At 70.2% G+C, this 19,128-nt stretch carries 15 protein-coding genes; 9 read left to right on the top strand and 6 right to left on the bottom strand.

All coding sequences use genetic code 11. From position 1 onward, the window contains the following. Positions 1–31 precede the first annotated feature (31 nt). Positions 32–1,012, bottom strand: coding sequence for a LuxR C-terminal-related transcriptional regulator (locus ACQBAT_RS01720; RefSeq protein ID WP_420748443.1), 981 nt, complete (start codon positions 1,010–1,012; stop codon positions 32–34). 21 nt (positions 1,013–1,033) lie between these two features. Between ACQBAT_RS01720 and ACQBAT_RS01715 the strand changes: the two genes are divergently transcribed. The 6 genes from ACQBAT_RS01715 to ACQBAT_RS01690 all read left to right on the top strand — a co-directional run bounded on the left by ACQBAT_RS01715 (position 1,034) and on the right by ACQBAT_RS01690 (position 10,695). Next, a complete protein-coding gene (locus ACQBAT_RS01715) occupies positions 1,034–1,255 on the top strand; it encodes a hypothetical protein (protein ID WP_420748442.1) in 222 nt (73 codons plus the stop codon). 275 nt (positions 1,256–1,530) lie between these two features. Further along, positions 1,531–3,810, top strand: coding sequence for a phosphoribosylamine--glycine ligase (gene purD, locus ACQBAT_RS01710; RefSeq protein WP_420748441.1), 2,280 nt, complete (start codon positions 1,531–1,533; stop codon positions 3,808–3,810). 35 nt (positions 3,811–3,845) lie between these two features. After that, complete coding sequence (gene purL / locus ACQBAT_RS01705) at positions 3,846–7,850, top strand: phosphoribosylformylglycinamidine synthase (RefSeq protein ID WP_420748440.1); 4,005 nt, start codon at positions 3,846–3,848, stop codon at positions 7,848–7,850. 201 nt (positions 7,851–8,051) lie between these two features. Next, a complete protein-coding gene (gene ppk2 / locus ACQBAT_RS01700) occupies positions 8,052–8,951 on the top strand; it encodes a polyphosphate kinase 2 (protein ID WP_420748439.1) in 900 nt (299 codons plus the stop codon). Positions 8,952–8,985: 34 nt separating this feature from the next. Beyond that, on the top strand, positions 8,986–9,567 hold the full coding sequence (locus ACQBAT_RS01695; RefSeq protein WP_420748438.1) for a pyridoxamine 5'-phosphate oxidase family protein: 582 nt from the start codon (positions 8,986–8,988) through the stop codon (positions 9,565–9,567). A 63-nt stretch (positions 9,568–9,630) separates the two neighbouring features. Beyond that, positions 9,631–10,695 carry a winged helix DNA-binding domain-containing protein gene (locus ACQBAT_RS01690; protein WP_420748437.1) on the top strand — a complete coding sequence of 355 codons (1,065 nt, stop codon included), beginning with the start codon at positions 9,631–9,633 and terminating at the stop codon, positions 10,693–10,695. Between the two features lie 161 nt (positions 10,696–10,856). Here the strand turns inward: ACQBAT_RS01690 and ACQBAT_RS01685 are convergent, their stop codons facing one another. The 4 genes from ACQBAT_RS01685 to fbaA form a co-directional block, all read right to left on the bottom strand. Then, complete coding sequence (locus tag ACQBAT_RS01685) at positions 10,857–12,158, bottom strand: adenylosuccinate synthase (protein ID WP_420748436.1); 1,302 nt, start codon at positions 12,156–12,158, stop codon at positions 10,857–10,859. Positions 12,159–12,199: 41 nt separating this feature from the next. Next, positions 12,200–13,189 carry a hypothetical protein gene (locus tag ACQBAT_RS01680; protein ID WP_420748435.1) on the bottom strand — a complete coding sequence of 330 codons (990 nt, stop codon included), beginning with the start codon at positions 13,187–13,189 and terminating at the stop codon, positions 12,200–12,202. A 191-nt stretch (positions 13,190–13,380) separates the two neighbouring features. Continuing rightward, positions 13,381–13,797: a DUF3151 domain-containing protein gene (locus tag ACQBAT_RS01675; RefSeq protein ID WP_420748434.1), complete on the bottom strand. Its 417-nt coding sequence runs from the start codon at positions 13,795–13,797 to the stop codon at positions 13,381–13,383. Next, positions 13,794–14,822: a class II fructose-bisphosphate aldolase gene (gene fbaA, locus ACQBAT_RS01670; RefSeq protein WP_420748433.1), complete on the bottom strand. Its 1,029-nt coding sequence runs from the start codon at positions 14,820–14,822 to the stop codon at positions 13,794–13,796. The genes ACQBAT_RS01675 and fbaA overlap by 4 nt, the downstream gene beginning before the upstream one ends. Before the next feature lie 84 nt (positions 14,823–14,906). Between fbaA and ACQBAT_RS01665 the strand changes: the two genes are divergently transcribed. From ACQBAT_RS01665 to ACQBAT_RS01655, 3 genes are read left to right on the top strand one after another with little or no spacing between them, the layout of a single operon-like run. Continuing rightward, a complete protein-coding gene (locus tag ACQBAT_RS01665; protein ID WP_420748432.1) occupies positions 14,907–16,544 on the top strand; it encodes a circularly permuted type 2 ATP-grasp protein in 1,638 nt (545 codons plus the stop codon). After that, positions 16,538–17,470, top strand: coding sequence for an alpha-E domain-containing protein (locus ACQBAT_RS01660; protein ID WP_420748431.1), 933 nt, complete (start codon positions 16,538–16,540; stop codon positions 17,468–17,470). Before ACQBAT_RS01665 ends, ACQBAT_RS01660 begins: the two co-directional genes overlap by 7 nt. Continuing rightward, entirely contained in the window at positions 17,470–18,312 is an 843-nt protein-coding gene (locus ACQBAT_RS01655) for a transglutaminase family protein (protein WP_420748430.1), read from the top strand. The genes ACQBAT_RS01660 and ACQBAT_RS01655 overlap by 1 nt, the downstream gene beginning before the upstream one ends. A gap of 14 nt (positions 18,313–18,326) precedes the next feature. Here ACQBAT_RS01655 and ACQBAT_RS01650 read toward each other — a convergent pair whose 3' ends face one another. Continuing rightward, positions 18,327–19,103, bottom strand: coding sequence for a transglutaminase-like domain-containing protein (locus tag ACQBAT_RS01650; protein WP_420748429.1), 777 nt, complete (start codon positions 19,101–19,103; stop codon positions 18,327–18,329). Positions 19,104–19,128: the final 25 nt, after the last annotated feature.

The following is a 19,128-nucleotide window of genomic DNA, read 5'->3' as shown; positions in this document are numbered from 1 at the left end:
CGACAGGCTGGCAAAGCCCACACTCTACCGGTCAGATCCAGCCTCGGCGTGCGGCTTGCACCCCGGCCTGGAAGCGGGTCGCCGCGCCCAGATGATCCATCAGATAGCGGACCCGCCGCTCCACGGTCCGCACCGAGACACCGACCTGCCGCGCGATCAACTGGTCACCGGCGCCGCTGGTGAGCAGGGACAGGATGCGGCGGTCACGCTCACCCAGCGGCGCCTGCTCACCGGGGGCGCCTACCGTCTCCTCGAAGGGGGTGCTCAAGGTCCACACCTCCTCCAGGAGTCGGCCGACGGCGCGGATCGGGTTGGCGCGGCGGACCTCGAAGGAGCCGTCTCCGTAGTCATCGGTAGCGCTGAGGTCGATCAGGGCCGAGGTGTCGTCGCAGACCATGGCGCTGAACGGGACGCCCCGCCCCACGCGGACCGGGTGGCCGGCCGCCCGACAACGCTCCATGTGCAGGAGCGCGGACCGCTCCTCCAGCAGCGAGGTGTCGAGGATGACCCGGAGCTGGACGCCCTCGCGGACCGCGAGGACCTCGGGCTCCTCCACCGCGCGGGCGAGGACGTTGCGGGCTGCGGTCGAGCCATCCATGGCCCACCACAGCCGGGTGGCGCTCATCCGGTGCAGGCCGAGGATCCGCCTCTCGATCTCCGCCACCCCTCTGATCAGATCGAGGCCGGGCGCCTCGGCGTGCGTGGGTTCGGCCAGCTCGACCGACCGCCGCCACAGGCTGTCCACCTCGGCAGCCGTGGCCCGGCTGATCGCGAGGCGGCGCTCCACCGCATCGAGGTGCCGGGCGATGGCGTCCCGCGGCGGGGTGATCTCCCAGGTCCCGGGCTCGCGTTCGAGGAGGTAGCCGCGCGAGGCCAGCTCGGCCATCGCGTCATCGATCTCGTCATCGCTCAGCCCCTCGGCCAGCAGCAGCGCACGCGTGGGCCGACCGAGGCGGACCGCGGTGAGATAAACCCGGCCCACGAACTCCTCGTAGGCCTCCCCCCGCGACAACGGTCCGGGGGAGGTGCGGGGTTGCGGCTGACGAGCCCTGAGGTCGCCGACTTCCTGCCTGACGTCTTCGAGTTCGTGCCTGACGTCTTCGAGTTCGTGCCTGACGTCTTCGAGTTCGTGCCTGACGTCCTCGCGGTGGCCACCCGATGGCTCCTCATGCTGCATCTCGACCTGCCCCTTCCCCGCCGCCATGCGGACCATCATGTCGGATCTCCGTCAGTGGCGCCAACCCGTCAATGGTGAAGGTGACAACTACTGCGGCCGTGTGCCATGCTCACGTTTACCGGCTTCGGTCGGGCGCAGGGATTGTGCGAGTCGTTGGGAAATGCCCCCCCATCTGCCCAACAGACCCTGCCCTGCGAAGTGGCCCTCCTGGGAGATACCCCCCTGCCTCCCAGGAGGGCCACACTATTTTCCCACCCGTTGTCCGGTCGCCACGCCGACCCACACCCGTGCCCGCGCCACCATCGAGCACCCGATCCGTGTCCGCGCCCGCCCCACCATTAGGCTCGACCGTCGTGAAGGTCCTTCTCCTGGGGTCCGGCGCCCGCGAGCACGCGCTGGCCCGCTCCCTCACCGCCGACCCCACCGTCACCGCCCTCCTCGCCCTGCCCGGCAACCCCGGCATCGGTGCGCTGGCCGAACTGGTGCCGGGCGACCCGACTGACACCGCTGCCGTGGTCGATCTGGCCCGGGCCGAGCAGGTGGGCCTCGTCGTCGTCGGCCCCGAGGCGCCGCTCGTCGCGGGAGTCGCCGATGCCCTGGGCGAGGCCGGCATCCCGTGCTTCGGCCCGACCGCGGAGGCAGCCCGGCTCGAGGGCAGCAAGGCCTTCGCCAAGGAGGTGATGGCGGCCGCCGGCGTCCCCACCGCCGCAGCGCATGTCTGCTCCACCGAGGTCGAGGTTGAAGCCGCGCTCGAGGCCACCGGCGCCCCGTATGTCGTCAAGGAGGACGGGCTCGCCGCCGGCAAGGGTGTCGTCGTCACGCCCGATCGCTCCGAAGCCGTCGAGCACGCGCGCGCCTGCCTGGCCAAGGAGGGCGGCCGAGTCGTCATCGAGGACTTCCTCGACGGCCCTGAGGTGTCGCTCTTCTGCCTGTGCGACGGCAGCACCGTCGTGCCCCTCGAACCCGCCCAGGACTTCAAGCGCATCGGCGACGGCGACGAGGGCCCCAACACCGGCGGCATGGGCGCCTACTCTCCCCTCACCTGGGCCACCGAGCAGGTGCCGGGCCTGGTCGGGGACGTCCTCGACCGGGTGGCCCGACCCACCGTCCGGGAGATGGCGCGGCGCGGCACCCCTTTCGTCGGCGTGCTCTACGTCGGTCTCGCGCTGACCTCCCGCGGGCCGCGCGTCGTCGAGTTCAATGCCCGCTTCGGCGATCCCGAGACCCAGTCCGTGCTCGCACGCCTGCGCACACCACTGGCCGGCGTGCTGCTCGCCGCCGCGCAGGGACGGCTGGCCGAGCTGCCACCACTGGAGTGGTCCGATGAGCACAGCGTGACTCTCGTCGTCGCCGCGCCCGGCTACCCGCAGAGCCCACAGACCGGCTCGCCCATCACCGGCATCCGTCGCGCCGAGGAGGTGGAGGGCGTCCATGTCCTGCACGCTGGCACCAGGGACCAGGACGGCCACCTCGTCTCGGCCGGCGGTCGAGTGCTGTCTGTCGTCAGTCTCGGCAGGGACCTCGCCGCGGCCCGGGCCCGCGCCTACGCGGCCGTGCACCGGATCCAGCTCGAGGACGCTCAGTTCCGCGGGGACATCGCGCGCGCCGCCGAGCAGGGCGACATCCGAGTGCCGTCCGCTCTCGGCGACCTGCCCGGCCACGAGCTCATCTACTCCGGCAAGGTCCGCGGACTCTACGCCCCGCTCGACCCCGCGACCGGCGAGCGCGACCAGGACCGCATCCTGCTCGTGGCCTCGGACCGGATCAGCGCCTACGACCACATCCTCGACACCCCGATCCCGGACAAGGGCGCGGTCCTCACCCAGCTTTCGTTGTGGTGGTTCGACCAGCTCGCCGACCTCGCCCCGCACCACGTGGTCTCCACCGACGTGCCTGACCAGGTTGCGGGCCGGGCGGTGACGGTGCGCCGGTTGCGGATGCTGCCGGTCGAGTGCGTCGCCCGCGCCTTCCTCACCGGCGGCGGATTCGCGGAGTATGCCGCCACCGGCACCGTCTCGGGCGTCGAGCTCCCGCCGGGCCTGGTGGACGGCGACCGGCTCCCTGAGCCGATCTTCACCCCGAGCACCAAAGCACCCGTCGGCCAGCACGACGAGCCGATCAGCTTCGGCCAGGTCGCCGACCTCGTCGGCCACCGGCTGGCGGCCCGGTTGCGCGACCTGACTGTCTCGATCCTGCAGCGCGGCAACGAGATCGCCGGCGAGCGCGGCATCCTGATCGCCGACACCAAGGTCGAGTTCGGTGTCGATCCGCACCAGCTCGCCGACGCCCTCGGCATCTCCACCGAACAGGCGATGGAGGACGAGATCGACTGGGCCGCAGTGGATCCGGCGGATGTCGACATCATCCTCGCGGACGAGGTCCTCACCCCCGACTCCTCACGCTTCTGGCGCGCCGCGGAATGGGAACCGGGTCGGCCGCAGACCTCCTACGACAAGCAGGTCCTGCGCGACTGGCTGACCTCCGCCGACAGCGGGTGGGACAAGGCATCCGACAGCCCACCCCCGGCTCCGCCCGACGACGTCGTCGCCCTGACCCGCGCCCGCTACGTCGAGGCCTACGAGACCCTCACCGGCCAGCCGTTCGAGGTCGACCCGGCCACACCGCATACCTGATCGATCCATCCCCGCCCGAGGAGCCCAGCCACCCCATGGCGACCCACCCCCACCACCTGACCTACGTCCGCGGCGGGTCGGCGCTGTCCGACTTCCGGGCGGCGGCGCTGCTGCGTCGGTTGCGCGCCGCGGTGCCCAGCGTCACCGGCGTCTCCGCGCGGCACGTGCACTGGGTCGCGACCGACACCGAGCCAAGCCCCGAGCTGCACGCGGCGCTGGAGGCTCTGCTCAGCTACGGCGAGCCGTGGACCGGGCGGGACATGGTGGAGACGGAGGAGGAGGGCGACCCCGAGACCGACCCCGAGCGGCCCGACGAGGCCGTGCTGATCGTCGCCCCGCGCCTGGGCACCATCTCCCCCTGGGCCAGCAAGGCCACCGACATCGCGCACAACTGCGGGCTCGACGTGCACCGGGTGGAGCGGACTACCGAGTACCACCTCGAGCTGGACGACCACGGCGGGCTGGACGAGGAGCAGTGGTGGGCCTGCGCCCGGGTACTGCACGACCGGATGACCGAGACCGTGCTGCCCACCCGCGAGCTGGCCGCCGAGCTCTTCGACGAGCGTGCGGCTGCGCCGATGGAGCACGTCGACGTGCTGGGTCGAGGCCACGAGGCGCTGGTCGAGGCCGACGCCGCCTGGGGTCTGGCGCTGTCACCGGACGAGATCGACTACCTCGTGGACGCCTTCACCGGGCTGGGCCGCAACCCCACGGACGTCGAGCTGACGATGTTCGCCCAGGCCAACTCCGAGCACTGTCGACACAAGATCTTCAACGCCGACTTCGTCATCGACGGCGAAACCATGCCGCGCAGCCTGTTCGGGATGATCCGCCACACCGAGGAACGCTCGCCCGCAGGCACCGTCGTGGCCTACAAGGACAACGCCTCGGTGATGACCGGCGGCCGGGTCACCCGTTGGCTCCCCGAGAGCGGCGGCCCCAGCCCCTACGTCGAGCGCGAGGACGACGTCCACGTCCTGATGAAGGTGGAGACCCACAACCACCCGACCGCGATCTCCCCCTTCCCCGGCGCGGCCACCGGCGCCGGCGGCGAGATCCGCGACGAGGGCGCGACCGGGCGGGGCAGCGCGCCCAAGGCCGGCCTCACCGGGTTCGCCGTCTCCCACCTCCACCTGCCCGACACGCATGAGCCCTGGGAGTCCCAGGTGTATGGCGCCCCAGGTCACCTCGCGACGCCGCTGGAGATCATGACCGAGGGCCCGATCGGGGCCGCGGCCTTCAACAACGAGTTCGGCCGACCGGGGCTGGGTGGCTTCTTCCGGGTCTATGAGCAGACGGTCGACGGTGTCCGCCGCGGGTACCACAAGCCGATCATGAGCGCGGGCGGCCTGGGGGCGATCAGCGCCGAGCAGACCGAGAAGGTCCGCTTCCCCGCCGGCACCCTGTTGATCCAGATCGGCGGGCCGGGGATGCGGATCGGGATGGGCGGCGGCGCGGCGAGCTCGATGGCGGCCGGCGCCAACACCGCTGAGCTGGACTTCGACTCCGTGCAGCGCGGCAACCCGGAGATGCAGCGCCGCGCGCAGGAGGTGATCAACCACTGCTGGTCGGCCGGGTTATTCACCGGCGAGAACCCGCTGCTGGCGATCCACGACGTCGGCGCTGGGGGTCTGTCCAACGCCTTCCCCGAGCTGGTGGACGATGCCGGTCTGGGTGCTCGCTTCGCGCTCTCGGCGGTCCCGCTCGAGGAGTCCGGTCTCTCGCCCAAGGAGATCTGGAGCAACGAGAGCCAGGAGCGCTACGTGCTGGCGATCGCGCCCGAGTCGCTTGAGTCCTTCGCCGCCCTGTGCGAGCGCGAGCGCTGCCCGTATGCCGTGGTGGGGGTCGCGCGGGACGACGGCCAGTTGGTGGTCACCGGGGTGGAGGAAGACGACCGCCCCGTGGACATGCCGATGGAGGTGCTCCTGGGCAAGCCGCCGAGGATGACGCGTGATGTGCACCGGGTGACCCGAAGCACGGAGGAGCTCGACCTCAGCGCGCTGGCCGGCACGGCGGATGCGGTGCGGGACACGGCATACGGGATCCTGCGTCACCCCTCCGTCGCCTCCAAGCGGTTCCTGATCACGATCGGTGACCGGACCGTCGGCGGGCTCTCGCACCGCGACCAGCTGGTCGGCCCGTGGCAGGTGCCGGTCGCCGATGTCGCGGTCACCTTGTCCGACCTGGTCGGGCTGGCGGGGCAGGCGATGGCGACCGGCGAACGGATGCCGCTCGCTGCGGTGGACGGCCCCGCCTCCGGCCGGATGGCTGTGGGTGAGGCCATCACCAACCTGCTGGCCGCTCCCGTCGTGCCGCTCGACGACTCCTCCCCCCTCTCGGGCGTCAAACTGTCCTGCAACTGGATGGCCGCCTGCGGTGAGGAGGGCGAGGACGCAGCGCTCTACGACACGGTGCATGCCGTCGGGATGGAGCTGTGCCCGGCCCTCGGCATCTCCGTCCCCGTCGGCAAGGACTCGCTGTCGATGCGGACCACCTGGCAGGACGAGGACGGCCAGCGTCGGCAGGTCGTCTCGCCGGTCTCGCTGGTGGTCTCGGCCTTCGCCTCGCTCCCCGACGTGCGCGGCACACTCACCCCGCAGCTGCACACGGGCTCCGAGCTGCTGCTCGTCGACCTCGGCGCCGGGAAGGACCGGCTGGGCGGGTCGATCCTGGGCCAGGTGCTGGACGAGTTCGGCGGGGCGGTGCCGGACCTGGACGATCCGCAGCGGCTGCTCTCACTCGCCTCGGCGCTGACCGAGCTGCGGGCCAAGGGGCTGGTGACGGCCTATCACGATCGCTCCGACGGTGGGCTCTGGGCGACCCTGTGCGAGATGGCCTTCGCGGGCGGTGTCGGGCTGGAGGTCTCGGTCCCGGCGGGCAGCGGCGAGGTCCACGACCTGCGGACCAGCGGCTTGGCCGCGCTGTTCACCGAGGAACTGGGGGTTGTGCTGGAGGTTCCTGCGGACCGCCTCCACGAAGCCGGCGAGGTGCTCGAGGCGCACGGCCTGAGCTCGCTGACCCACCACCTGGGCCGGTCCACCACGCAGCGTCGCGTCCGCGTCCGCGCGGGCACGATCACCCTGGATGAGTCCGTGCGCGACCTCGCCCAGGCCTGGGACGAGGTCTCCTGGCGGATCTCCCGCCTGCGGGACAACCCCGAGCTGGCTGACGAGGAGCACGCCGCGGTGGGCGCGGACGAGGACCCCGGCCTGCACGTGGCCCTCACCTTCGATCCCTCGGAGACTGGCCGCTCCGTGCCCAACGTCAACCTGGGCGCCCGGCCGCCGGTGGCGATCCTGCGCGAGCAGGGCGTGAACTCGCACGTGGAGACCGCCTACGCCTTCCACCGCGCCGGCTTCCAGACCTACGACGTGCACATGACCGACCTGCAGGCCGGCCGGTTCGACCTCTCCGAGGTGCATGGGCTCGTCGCGTGCGGTGGCTTCTCGTATGGCGACACCCTCGGCGCGGGTGAGGGCTGGGCTCGGTCGGTGCTCTTCAACGAACGGCTGACCGAGATGTTCGCCGGCTTCTTCGCCCGCGAGGAGACCTTTGCCCTCGGCATCTGCAACGGCTGCCAGATGTTCGCCGCGCTGGCCGGGCTGATCCCGGGCGCCGAGGCGTGGCCGAGGTTCGTGCGCAACAGCAGCGAGCAGTACGAGGCGCGGCTGTCGATGGTCGAAGTGCTGAACTCCCCCTCGATCTTCTTCTCCGGCATGGCCGGGTCCCGGATCCCGATCGCGGTCGCCCATGGGGAGGGGCGAGCGAACTTCTCCCGGCAGGGCGATGCGGCCGCTGTCCACCCGGCCATGCGCTATGTCGACGGCCACGGGAAGGTGGCGACGACATACCCCATGAACCCGAACGGCTCCCCGGACGGCCTCACGGCGGTGACCACCGCGGACGGGCGGTTCACGGCGATGATGCCGCACCCGGAGCGGGTGCAGCGCAATGCTCAACTGTCGTGGACAACCGGCGCGATCGAGGACGCCAGCCCGTGGCTGCGGATGTTCCGCAACGCCCGGACCTGGGTGGGCTGAGGACTCCGCGAGCAACTGTGCCGGGCTCAGCTCGACCCGGAACGGCCGGTCCACGTGCAGGAGGTCTTCGCCCCTTGGTCAGGGCGCAGCGCATCCAGATCCTCCCGGGTCAACGACCCCGTGTGGAGAGCGGTCACGCTCATCAGTCTGCCCTACCCGAACCCCGAGCAGGCCGCCGTCGGTGGGGTGCAAAGATGAGGCATGGTCCAGCGCATGAACCTTCGCGAGTACATCGACAAGCTGCGGATCGAGGGGTATACGGTCCGCGGCGCGACCGAGGAGGACCCGGTGCTGATCGCACCGGACGGCAGCGCCGTGGAGACCTGGCGCGAGGGCTACCCCTACGACGAGTTGATGGACGAGGCGGCCTACGAGAACGAGAAGTACGCGCTGCAGGTCGAGTTGCTGAAGTTCCAGTACTGGACCCAGGACACCGGCGCCAAGCACGTCATCGTCTTCGAGGGCCGGGACGCTGCTGGCAAGGGAGGGACGATCAAGCGCTTCACCGAGCATCTGAACCCCCGTGCCGCGCGCGTCGTCGCTCTGAACAAGCCGTCCTCGACCGAGAAGGGGCAGTGGTACTTCCAGCGCTACGTCAGCCATCTGCCGACCGAGGGCGAGATGGTGCTCTTCGACCGCAGTTGGTACAACCGCGCAGGGGTGGAGCGAGTGATGGGCTTCTGCACCGACGAGGAGTACGAGATCTTCATGAAGCAGGCGCCCCGGTTCGAGCAGATGCTCGTCGAGAGCGGGACCACCGTGACCAAGTTCTGGTTCTCGGTGACCCAGGACGAGCAGCGGACCAGGTTCGCCCTGCGCCAGATCGACCCGGTCCGGCAGTGGAAACTCTCGCCGATGGACCTGGAGAGCCTGGACCGTTGGGAGGACTACGGCGCGGCCAAGCAGACCACCTTCGATCTCACGGACAAGAAGTTCGCGCCGTGGACGGTGATCAAGTCCAACGACAAGAAGCGCGCCCGGATCAACGCCATCCGCGCCTTCCTCAACCAGTTCGACTACGAGGGCCGCGACGACACGGTCATTTTCGACCCGGACCCCAAGATCGTCTCCCGAGCCAAGCACACCGACGACGACGACTGACGGCTGTCGGTGCTCGGGTCTAGGTTGTTGAGCCATGGACCCGAGCACGCCATCCGAGGACTCGACCGGGCCGTCGGACCCCGCGTCCGCACCCCAACCGGAGCGACCAACGCTCCCCGAGGGGTACGGCCTGCCAGAAACCACCGATGGCCTGCTCGACTGGTCGCAGGTCGAGCCGCGGCTCATCGCGTCGCGGGAGTACTGGTTGGCCAGCGTCCGCCCGGATGGCCGCCCCCACTCTGTGCCTCGCTGGGGCGTGTGGGTGGGCGGACGGTTCTGGTACGACGGCGCACCCACGACCCGGCATGCCCGCAACGTGGAGCTGAACCCCGCGGTCACCTTGACCCTGGAGAGCGGGACCGAGGTGGTGATCGTGGAGGGGGACTCCCGCGCGACCAGGGCCGATCCGGGCGAGCTCGGCCTCGCCTTGTCCGCGGCGTTCGCCAAGTATGACGATGGCTCGCCCTCCTCCTACGCCCCCAGCCCGGACGCCTGGGCTGGCGAGGACGGCGGTGGGCTGCGCGTGATCACCCCGCACCGGGCTTTGGCGTGGTTCGACTTCCCCACCGACTGCACTCGGTTCACCTTTGGGTCCCGCGCCGACCGCGGACGCTGAGATGGGCTGGCGCAAGGCAGCCGCGGTGGACGCCGTGGATGCCTCCCCGGCGGAGGAGCAGCGATGACGTCGTGGGAGCCGAGCGACGTCGGCCGGATGCGGCTGCTGTCGCAAGGTCTGCTGGACCCGCTGCCGACACCTGCGTCGGCGGTGCACCACCTCACGTGCACCCAGGGTCAGGACTATCCCGGCTCGATGGTGTCCATCGCGCTGCGCACCAGCGGCCGAGACGTGCAGGGCGTTCGGGATGCCTACGACGCCGGCGAGATCGTGCGCAGCTGGCCGATGCGCGGGACGCTCTTCGTGGTGGCTGCCGAAGACCTGGGGTGGATGCTCTCGCTGACCGCGGAGCCGGTGCTGCGCTCGACGGTCAGACGGCGGGCGGAGCTGGGCCTGACGCAGGAGCATCTTGAGCGAGCGGAGGAGGTGGCCAGGGAGGCCCTCGGCGAGGGCGGGTTGGTCCGCGCGCAGTTGCTTGCCGCCTGGACCGACGCCGGGCTGGACGTGGGGTCCGGGCGGGGCTATCACACGATCTTCCACCTCGCGGTGAGCGGCGTGCTCTGCCAGGGACCTGTCGAAGGCAAGGAGCAGCGCTTCGTGCTGCACGAGCGGTGGATCACGCGCCCGCGAGAGTTGGACCGGGACACTGCGGTGGCCGAGTGGTTGCTGCGCTATGTCCGCAGCCACGGCCCTGTGCCGGTGGCCGACTTCCTGTGGTGGACCAAACTGCTCAAGCGGGATGTCGCCCCGGTGCTGGACGAGGTTCGCGCTCAGGTGGAGGTGCTCGAGGTCGACGGTGTGGAGCACTGGGTCGATCCGGCCGTGCTCGCGGATTACCCGGCGCGAAAGCGTTCGACCAGCCGGCCGCTGCTTCTCCCGGGCTTCGATGAGATCGTGCTCGGCTATGGCGATCGACGCGCGGTGCTCAGCCGCGAGGAGGAAGGGTTGGTCGTCCCCGGCAACAACGGCGTCTTCCGTCCGACGCTCCTGCACCGCGGTCGGGCAATCGGCACCTGGAAGCGGCCCACCCGTAAGGCGGCCCCGGTCTCCGTCGAGCCCTTCGCAGGCTCGCTACCCACGACGGTGACCGCGGCCCTTCCCGCACTCACCACCGCGCTGCCCAGCTGATTCCCGGTGCCGGCAGAACGGGTCCCCGGTCACGACATACGGGGTCCCCGGTCGGGACAAACCGGGTCCCCGGTCGAGGCAAACCGGGTCCCCGGTCGGGGCAAACCGGGTCCCCGGTCACGACATACGGGGTCCCCGGTCGGGGCAAACCGGGTCCCCGGTCAGTGGACGTCGTCGGAGCCGAGCAGGTCGTGCCGGACGATGACCTCGTCGCGCCCGGGGCCGACGCCGATCACCGAGATGCGCGCGCCGGTCCACTTCTCGAGGTGGAGCACGTAGTTCTGGGCGGCCTCGGGCAGTTCCTCGAAGCGCCGGCAGCCGGAGATGTCCTCGGTCCAGCCGTCCAGCTCTACGTAGATGGGGCGGGCGTGGTGGAAGTCGGACTGATTGACCGGCATCTCATCGAAGCGCTCGCCCTGGACGTCGTAGGCGACACACACGGGGAGTTTGTCCAGACCGGTCAGCACATCGAGCTTGGTGAGGACGACATCGGTGAGTCCGTTGACGCGGGTGGCATAGCGGCCGATCACCACATCGGCCCAGCCGCAGCGCCGGGGTCGACCCGTGGTGGTGCCGAACTCGGCCCCGACCTCACGCAGGTGCTCGCCGGCCTCGTCCTCGAGTTCGGTCGGGAACGGGCCCTCTCCCACGCGGGTGGTGTAGGCCTTGAAGACGCCGATGACGCGATCGATGCGCGTCGGCGGCACGCCCGCTCCGGTGCAGGCACCGCCAGCAGTGGCGTTGGAGGAGGTCACGAACGGGTAGGTGCCGTGGTCCACGTCGAGCAGTGTCGCCTGGCCCGCCTCGAAGAGCACCGTCTCTCCGCGGTCCAGCGCTTCGTTGAGCTCCAGCGCGGTGTCGGTCACCATCGGGCGGATCCGCTCGGCGTGCCGGAGCAGCTCGCCCATCACCTCCTCGACCTCGATGTCCCGGCGGTTGTAGATCTTCAGTAGCAGCTGGTTCTTGAAGCCCAGCGCGGCCTCCACCTTCTGCCGCAGGATCGACTCGTCGTAGAGGTCCTGCACCCGGATACCGACGCGGTTCATCTTGTCGGCATAGGTCGGGCCGATACCCCGTCCCGTCGTGCCGATCCGGCGCTTGCCGAGGAAGCGCTCGGTCACCTTGTCCAGCACCCGGTTGTAGGGCGGAATGACGTGCGCGTTGGCGGACACGCGCAGGAGCGAGGTGTCCACGCCCCGTGCTTCCAGTCCGTCCAGTTCGTCGATCAGCACGCTGAGGTCGATGACGACCCCGTTGGCGATCACGGGGGTCACGCCCGGTGACAGGATGCCCGAGGGCAGCAGGTGCAAGGCGTACTTCTGGTCACCGATGACCACCGTGTGACCGGCGTTGTTGCCGCCGTTGAACTTGACCACGTGGTCGATGCGGGAGCCGAGCAGGTCGGTCGCCTTGCCCTTACCCTCGTCACCCCACTGGGTGCCGACCAGGACGATCGCTGGCATACCCCTGCCTTTCGTCGCGGTCGGGGAACGGACACCACACTCTATCGTCGCCGGTCCCCGAGCAGATCGCGGCCGCCGACCGCCAGACCCAGCTGGAAACGGGTGTCGACGCCGTGGTCCTCCATCAGGGCGGCGATCCGGCGCCGGACGGTGCGCAGCCCGAGGCCCAGCTGGCGGGCGACCGCCTCGTCCTTGAGCCCCAGCGAGAGCAGGTCCAGGATCTTGACGTCCTCGGCGCTGGCATCCCGGCTGAGGACCGGTTCGGCTCGTCGCCACAGCTCCTCGAAGAGCGTGGTGAAGGCGTCCAGGACCACCGGCGTGCGCAGCAGAAGGTAGTCCGAGTCCGCGCCCCCGCCCTCGTCGAGCAGCACCCCGGTCCGGCCCCAGACCCCGAAGTCGACCCGGATCTGGTCATCGGGCAGGAAGCGCTGCTGCTCGCCAGCCTCCGCACGGGCGCTGGCGAGCGCGTGCAGACGCGGGTCCAGCAGCATCGAGCGCGGGAAGATCGAGCGGATCACCCGACCGCCGGCCAGCACCTCGCGGAACTTGCGCCGCACGTCCTCGTCATAGCCCGGTCCGATCGCGACCTCGGCGCTCACCTGCAGGACGTCCCCCTCGGAGGTGCGGTAGAGCCGGTCGACCACCGCTGGCCCGTGCCCGGCCGAGATGCGCTCGACCGCTGGCAGGCTGGGTTCGATCTCGCGCTGCAGCCCCCGCCGGTAGTCCTGCTCGTAGCTCTCCATCGCCGACCGGAGTTCTGTCAACGTCGCCCGACGCTGGTCCAGCGCCGCCTCCTCGCGGTCCACCAGACGGCCCACCGCAGCCCGCGGATCATCGACCTTCAGGACGCCCTTATCCGTTCGGATCACCAACCGCAGCCGCTCCAGTTCGCGCGCGACGCGCTGGGCCCGGCGGATCGGCCACCCCATCGCGACGGCGTGCTCATCCACGTCCGCCCGCGCCGAGCGCAGCACGTGCCGGTAGAACTGCTCGGCCTCCCCACTGAGCGTCACACCTTGTTGAGTGTTCACGCATGGCAGGATACGGCCACTGGCAGACTTAGGCCAGCTTCACCCCTTCGGGTCTGCTTACATAGTCCCGGTCGGACGAGACGTCAGGGGACGCGAGCCGTCTGACGCTCGGGGGCGCGGGGGGCACCGGCGGCCCCGGTGCCCCCAGCGCTTGGGGTCAAGACCCGCTTTCTCCCACGGACCGGCTCCTCCTACAGACCCAGTTCTCGCGCCGCGGTCGAGGACGAGGCGCGCAGGAACTCCGTGCACCGCGTCTCCTCCTCGGTCTCCCCGATGCGCCCAGCCGCCTTGGCGAGCGCGGCCAGGGCGCGCAGGAACCCGCGATTCGGCTCGTGCTCCCAGGGGACCGGCCCCTGGCCGCGCCAGCCCGAGCGCCGCAGGGCGTCCAGTCCGCGGTGATAGCCGGTGCGCGCGAAGGCGTAGGCCGACACATCGTCACCCTGCTCGAGCGCGGCCTCGGCCAGCGTCGCCCAGGCCAGGCTCGAGGCCGGGTATGCCGTAGCTGCCCCCCGGGCATCTGCGTCGCCGCTGGCGAGCAGGTGGGAAGCAGGGTCCTCGGGCAGGTGGGTGGGCGGGATGCCCAGCAGGTCGGCGCCGGGGACGGTCACTGGCTGGTGCCCGCGGAGCGCAGGTTCTCGCAGGCCTCGACGATGCGAGCTGACATCGCCGCCTCGGCCTCCTTGCCCCAGGTGCGGGGGTCGTACTGCTTCTTGTTGCCGACCTCGCCGTCCACCTTGAGCACGCCGTCGTAGTTCTTCAGCATGAAGTTGGCCACCGGACGGGTGAAGGCGTACTGGGTGTCGGTGTCGATGTTCATCTTGACCACGCCGTAGTCGACCGCGTCGGAGATCTCCTGGGCGCTGGAACCGGAGCCGCCGTGGAAGACCAGGTCGAAGGGGCGTGCGTCCTCGTCCAGACCCAGCTCCTTGGCCGCCACGGCCTGGGCGTCCTGGAGGATCTCCGGGCGCAGCTTGACGTTGCCGGGCTTGTAGACGCCGTGGACGTTGCCGAAGGTGAGCGCGGTCAGATATCGCCCCTTCTCCCCTGAGCCCAGCGCCCGGACGGTGGCGATCGCGTCCTCGGCGGTGGTGTAGAGCTGGTCATTGATCTCGTTGGCCACGCCGTCCTCCTCGCCGCCGACGACGCCGATCTCGACCTCGAGGATGATCCGGGCCTGGGCGGCCAGATCGAGCAACTCCTGGGCGATCTCCAGGTTCTCCTCCAGCGGCACCGCGGAGCCGTCCCACATGTGCGACTGGAAGTAGGGCAGGCCGCCGCCCTTGACGCGCTCGATGGAGGCGTCCAGCAAGGGGCGCACGAAGCCGTCCAACTTGTCCTTGGGGCAGTGGTCGGTGTGCAGGGCGATGTTGACCGAGTACTTCTTGGCGACCTCGTGCGCGAAGGCGCTGAAGGCCAGCGAGCCGGTCACCATCTCCTTGACCCCCTGGCCGGAGAAGTACTCCGCACCGCCGGTCGAGACCTGGATGATGCCGTCCGAGCCCGCGTCCGCGAAGCCCTTGATGGCGGCGTTGAGGGTCTGGCTCGAGGTGACGTTGATGGCCGGGTAGGCGAAACTGCCTGCCTTGGCCCGGTCGATCATGTCGGCGTAGACCTCGGGGGTGGCGATGGGCATGGGCGTCCTCCTGGGCGCGGGGGTCCGGTCTGGCGTTCACCACTCTTCCACACCGCGCCGAACCCCACCCCCTAGGGTTGAGGCATGGCTGGCGCGTTCGAGAACTACCCCACCACGCCCGGAATCTTCGACGAGACCGTCGAGGACGGCGGCGCCCTCCGAGCCGCCTATGAACAGGTGGCCGGGCAGTTCGGTCAACTGGGCGAGGAGGACGTCCGCAACCGCGCGGAGTACGTCAGCAAGACCTACCACGACCAGGGCGTGACCTTCGATTTCGAGGGCGAGGAGCGACCCTTCCCGCTGGACATCGTCCCCCGCATCATCGAGGCCGCCACGTGGTCGCACGTCGAGGAGGGCGTGACCCAGCGGGTCCGCGCCCTCGAGGCCTTCCTCGCCGACGTCTACGGCGCCCTGCAGATCGTCACCGACAAGGTGCTGCCCCGCCACGTGGTCACCACCTCCAAGCACTACCACCGCGTCGCCTTCGGCATCCAGCCCGTCAACGGCGTCCGCGTCCACGTCTCCGGAATCGACCTCATCCGCGACGGCAATGGCGACTTCCGCGTCCTTGAGGACAACGTGCGGATCCCCAGTGGCGTGTCCTACGTGCTGACCAACCGTCACGCGATGACCTCTACCCTGCCCGAGGTGGTGGGGACACACCGGATCAGGCCAGTTGCGGCATACCCCAATCGGTTGTTGCGGGCGCTGCGGGCGGCCGCGCCGTCCGGCGTCCAGGACCCCGAGGTCGTCGTGCTCACCCCTGGTCCGTTCAACTCGGCCTACTTCGAGCACTCGCTGCTCGCCCGCCTCATGGGCTGCCGGCTGGTCGAGGGCCGCGACCTGCTCACCCAGGGTGGCCGCGTGATGATGCGGACCACGCAGGGCCTGCAGCCCGTGCACGTGATCTACCGCAGGGTCGACGACGACTTCCTCGACCCCGTCGCCTTCCGCAACGACTCCGTGCTCGGCTGCCCGGGCGTGCTCAACGCGGCCCGCGCCGGCAATGTGACGATCGCCAACGCGGTCGGCAACGGCGTCGCGGACGACAAGCTGATGTACAGCTATGTCCCCGAGCTGATCCGCTACTACCTGGGCGAGGAGCCGATCCTGCCCAATGTCGACACCTGGCGGCTGGAGGAGCCCGAGCACCGCGAGGAGGTCATGGACCGCCTCGACGAGCTGGTGCTCAAGCCGGTCGACGGATCCGGCGGCAAGGGGATCGTGATCGGGCCGCAGGCCAGCCGCGCCGAGCTCGACGAGCTGCGCGCGACGGTGACCCGCGACCCGCGCGGCTGGATCGCCCAACCTGTGGTGCAGCTGTCGACGGTCCCGACCATGGTCGATGAGGGGATGCGCCCGCGACACGTGGACCTGCGCCCGTTCGCGATCAACGACGGCGACAAGGTGTGGGTGCTGCCCGGTGGACTCACCCGGGTCGCGCTCGGCGAGGGCGAGCTGATCGTCAACTCCAGCCGCGGCGGCGGCTCGAAGGACACCTGGGTGCTCTCCGGCGACGGTCGCCGGACCCGGATCGAACCGCGGGCCGTGCGCCCCATCCAGGTCGCCCCCGCCCCCCAGGTCGCGCTGCGCCGCTCCGAGGCCGAGCCCGCTGAGCAGGAACAACAGCAACAGCAACAGCTGGATCACCAGCCGGACCAGGCGGCCGGGGCGACCCGGACCGCCACCCGGCCGACCACCGAGGAAGGTATGCCGTGCTGAGCCGGATCGCGGAGTCGCTCTACTGGATCGGGCGTTACCTGGAGCGGGCCGAGGACACCTCGCGCCTGCTGGACGTCCACCTCACCCTGCTGCTGGAGGACCCGGTGGTCGATGAAGAGGCCACCAGCCAGGTGCTGCTGCGGGTGATGGGGATCGACGACGAGTCCAGCCCCGACCACCAGACCGTGCGCCAGTTGCTGGGGTGGGACGATTCCTCGCCGACCTCGATGGTCGCCGCCTTCCACGGGGCCCGCGAGAGCGCTCGACGCTCCCGCGAGACCGTCTCCACCGAGATGTGGGAGGCGATCAACACCACCTGGAACATCATGGCCGGCAACCGGCTGCAGCACCTTCCCGCACCGCGGGCCTGCCAGCTGGTCCGCGAGCGCTGCGCCGTCGTGGGCGGGATCGCCGACTCGACGATGAGCCAGGACGAAGGCTGGCGCTATCTGATGCTGGGTCGCTATCTGGAGCGGGTGGACATGACCTCCCGGATCATCGAGTCCGCCGCCTACAACACCGACAGCCCGTATGCCTGGACGCAGACCCTACGGGCCTGTGGCGCGCACCATGCCTTCATCCGGACCTATCGCGGCGCGGCCACGGACAAGCAGGCGGTGGAGTTCCTGCTGCTCGACCGGCTGTTCCCGCGCTCGGTGCTGTTCTCGCTGGACCAGGCCGAGCAGTCCCTGCAGGCGCTGGAGTCCGGGCTCGGGCTGCGGCGCGGCCCCCGCACGGATGAGGCGTTGCGGGCCCTGGGGCGCGCCCGCGCAGAACTGGAGTTCGGATCCTTGGAGGAGCTGATGGCTGACCTGCCCGCCCGGATGAACCAGTTGCAGCGCACCTGCAGCGCCGTCAACGACGCGGTCTCCGAGCACTACTTCGACGGCGCCGGTCAGACGGTGTGGCGGGCGGGGGTGCGCTGATGCTGCTCCGTGTCGTCCACCGCACCGGTTATGAGTACGCCGGGACCGCCTCGCACTCCTTCAACGAGGCCCGTATGTCGCCGAGGTCGACGCTGCACCAGCAGGTGCTGCACACCAAGGTCGACATCAGCCCGACCGCCTGGACCAACACCTACACCGACTACTGGGGCACCACGGTGACCCAGTTCGAGGTGCACGAGCCGCACCAGCGGCTGGCGGTGACCGCGAGCGCCACCGTCGATGTGCAGCGTCCCAGCGCCGAGGGCGAGGGCCTGTCGTGGGCTGACGTGCGTTCGGCCGAGGTCTTCGACGACCTGAGCGAATACCTCCTGCAGTCGCCCTCGGTGCAGCCGCCGGAGGACCTGCTCGAGCGCGTGCGCGAGATCGCCGACCGGACCGTCGGACCCTCGGCCTGCGCCCGCGAGGTGGTGGACATGATCCACGACGAGATGACCTACGTCTCGGGCTCGACCGGCGTCCACACCCGTGCCGCCGAGGCCTGGGCCGGCCGGTCCGGTGTCTGCCAGGACATGTCCAACCTGACCATCGGCTGCCTGCGCTCGGTCGGCATCCCGGCCTGCTACGTCAGCGGCTACCTGCTGCCGGCGCGGGAGCCGGAGATCGGGGTGCCCTACACCGGGGAGTCGCACGCCTGGATCCGCTGGTGGGACGGCGAGTGGGTGGGGATGGACCCGACCAACGCCATTCAGCCGGGTGGTCGCCACGTCGAGGTCGCGCGCGGCAGGGAGTACGGCGACGTGCCGCCACTTCGCGGGATCTATACCGGCTCCAAGAGCAGCAAGATGTTCGTCGAGGTGGAACTCACCGCCCTGCGACCCTGAGGGTCAGGCGGGCTTCAGCCGATCTCGACCGTGGAGAGGTGGTCGTCCTCGGGGAGCTCCGCGCCCTCCACGGTGGCGGTGACGTCCAACTGGCCAAAGGACATACCTCCGGTGTGCACCGTGAGGAAGGAGGTCTCGCTGGCGTCCGCGCCCGAGGCGATCCGCACGAGCGACTGCCGCGGCGCGAGGCGGGTGGGGTCGACGACCACCCAGCGATCCTCCACGACAGCCTCGACGACCGCGTGGAAGTCCATCGGCGACAGGCCCGGGGCGTAGCAGGCGACCAGGCGCGCGGGGATGCCGCGAGCCCGCAGCAGCGCCATCGTCAGGTGCGCGAAGTCCCGGCAGACGCCGCGGCGAGCGAGGTAGGTGTCGCTGGCGCCGTCGGTCACCGTCGACGAGCCGATCACGTAGCGGATGTGCTCGTGCACCCACGCGGCCACGTCGAGCACACCCTGCTCGCCGGAGATGTCGCCGACCTCGGCGCGGGCGACCGACTCGAGCCGGTCCAGATCGACATACCGGCTCGGGCGGACGTAGTGGATCCGATCCAGGGCCGTGACCGCGGAACTGGCGCCTCCGTCGGTGGCCAGCGCTTGATAACTCGCCTTCAACTCGCCGGCTGCCACGTCCCGCACGACATGCCAACGGGTGCCGGAAGCCTCGTCGAGGACGTCCTCGACCTCCAGCTCGGTGCCGTCCAGGGTGAGGCGAAACTGCTCCTCGGCCAGGCTCACGCGATCAGAGACGGTGACCCCGAAGGTCGCCTCCACGGGGTTGGTGACGGTCATGGTCAGGTCTGCAGAAAGTCGGCGA

Source organism: Ornithinimicrobium pulveris (genome assembly GCF_050261105.1).
Classification (GTDB): Bacteria; Actinomycetota; Actinomycetes; order Actinomycetales; family Dermatophilaceae; genus Ornithinicoccus.
The sequence above is the reverse complement of the archived record's forward strand: the minus strand, read 5'-3'. Positions and strand labels throughout refer to the sequence as shown.